The organism is Streptomyces sp. NPDC037301, from assembly GCF_055602785.1.
The window spans coordinates 1-2,044 of sequence record NZ_JBVJWD010000157.1; the positions used below are offsets into that span (position 1 = coordinate 1).

The window sequence follows — 2,044 nt, forward strand, 5'->3', positions numbered from 1 at the left end:
AGAAACAACCTGCCCACCCACGACCACCGACCGAAACCAGCTCACCAAACGATCAAGAGATCATCTTCAGAGCACGTCGGTGGATCGAGGCTTAGAGCGTCCGCCAGTAGGTCATCGGATGCGTGGGTTTCGGGGTCGGGTGTTCCAGCGGTAGAGGGGCCAGGAGCGTCGGATCAGGTAGCGGACGGTGATGATGGCGGCGGCCAGGGCAAGGAAGAACTCGATGGCCGCTCTCCGACGTTCGGTGCAGCGTCGGAGTTTGCCGAAGTTGTTCATCCAGGAGTTCGTGCGCTCTACCACCCAACGGCCGCCGGTCTGGATCGGGGTCTTCGCGCCGCGCGCGGCGATGCGCGCGTCGATCCCGCGGGCGGCCAGGTCGTCGTGGACCATGTGGTAGTCGTATCCGGCATCCAGGGCAAGGCGCGGGTGCTTGGGCAGCGGCCCGAGGGCCGGCTCCAGGGCGGTGAAGCGGTCGAGGGTAGCGGGCAGCAGGGTGTGGTCGCGGGTGTTGGCCGGTGCGGGCTCGGTGACCAGCGGTATACCGGTACCGTCGGTCAACTGCGAGCGTTTCATGCCGAGTTTGGCTCGGTCGACCGGGCTCCTGCCGGCGCACTCGCCACCAGAGGGCGCCTTGGTGATGCAGCCATCGGCGCTCAGGCGGTCGAGTTCGAGGCCGATCATGCGGTCGTAGGCGGCGAGCGCGATCAGCCGCAAGGTCTCCATCACGCCAGCAGCGATCCACTCGTCGCGGCGCCGGCGCAAGGTGGTGGCCGAGCAGTGCTCCTCGGCGGCACGTTCGTATCCGCAGCCGAAGACCAGGACCTGCACCAGGCGGTCGAAGACGAGCGCATCGCTGATCCTCGGGTTGTGGCAGCCCAGCGGGTGCCGGTCCTCGCGCACGGGCAGCAACGCGAGGAACTGGTCGCGGATCGGGGCGAGAATGCATGATGGGACAGCAGGCACGGATCCCCCGGTGATCATGAAGCAGAGAGAGCTCCATGATCGGGCGAACCGTGTCTGACCTGCTATCGCCTACTCGCATACACCTTGGGGAAGTTGGCGCACTGCCGCTGGTTTGCGGCCGAACTCGGGCTCAGGGTGCTCGGCAGCAGTAGGCCCCGGTTCATCCCCGCCGTCAGCGGTTGAGGAAGGAGTAGCTGCGGCCGAGCTCGGTGAAACCGCGGCAGGAGTACCACTCGCGCGGCCAGTCGGTCACGTCCGCGATGAGGAAGAGCTGAGGGATCCCGGCAGCGGCGGCCAACGCCAGCCCTGTGGCGAGCAGGGTGTCTCCGTGGCCCTGCTTACGGTGCAGCACAGCGGTGACGAGGTCCTCCAGCTGACCCAGCCCGGCGGTTCGGTCGAGGTAGAGGTCGGCCCAGGCCGCGATCTCCCCATCCGGTGTCCGGGCGGCCAGGAAGGATACCTTTTCGGCGCCGCGCAGACGGGCGGTACGTCGCTCGGTGAGCTGTCGAGCGAGATCCTCGTCCAGCTGCTGGCGGAACACCGCCGCTCGCAGCTCGGCCAGCTCGACCGGGTGCGCGGCAGGTTCGGGCAGCGCGCAGCCAGCTGTCTCCCGGGCCAGTATCAGCTCGGTGTCCCGGTCGTAGCCGGCCGCCGCCAGCACCGGGGCGGCCCGCTCCCCGAGCGCCTCGTCCAGCACGGTGATCCGGTACTGCTGGCGCGGTCCGAGGCCCTGTGCAGCCAGTTCGGGCAGTGCCGCCGGGTCGGCGTCTGAGGCGTGGACGATCAGTTGGTTGTGCTCCTGGGATTGAGAGAAGTCCGGGTCGCGGACGGCGAAGGCCCCGGGCAGCTCGACGGTCTCAGAGGCCTGGCGGCGGGCGAAGGCGGCGCGGAAGGCGGTCACGCGCTCAAGCAGATCCGACATCTCCGTCATGATCGTCCCGCCCACTGCCGCGGGCAACAACTTTTCCCTACCGGCGGACGCTCTTAGAGGGCGTTTAGAGTGGGCGACTTGCCTCTTATGCCCTAGTAGGTTCCTCGCCAGGTTGGCGTGGTCTCGTCCGTTATGCGCTTGGCGAGGTTG

At 67.9% G+C, this 2,044-nt stretch carries 2 protein-coding genes; both read right to left on the reverse strand.

Features of this window, described 5'->3' with window-relative positions:
* Positions 1–111 precede the first annotated feature (111 nt).
* On the reverse strand, positions 112–963 hold the full coding sequence (locus ACZ7IB_RS49050; protein ID WP_470921863.1) for an IS5 family transposase: 852 nt from the start codon (positions 961–963) through the stop codon (positions 112–114).
* A 172-nt stretch (positions 964–1,135) separates the two neighbouring features.
* Complete coding sequence (locus tag ACZ7IB_RS49055) at positions 1,136–1,885, reverse strand: GNAT family N-acetyltransferase (RefSeq protein ID WP_470921864.1); 750 nt, start codon at positions 1,883–1,885, stop codon at positions 1,136–1,138.
* Positions 1,886–2,044 lie beyond the last annotated feature (159 nt).

What these genes read in the sequence shown, in the direction of transcription:
- ACZ7IB_RS49055 (WP_470921864.1), bottom strand. Translation starts at nt 1,885, where the DNA reads ATGTCGGATCTGCTTGAGCGCGTGACCGCCTTCCGCGCCGCCTTCGCC.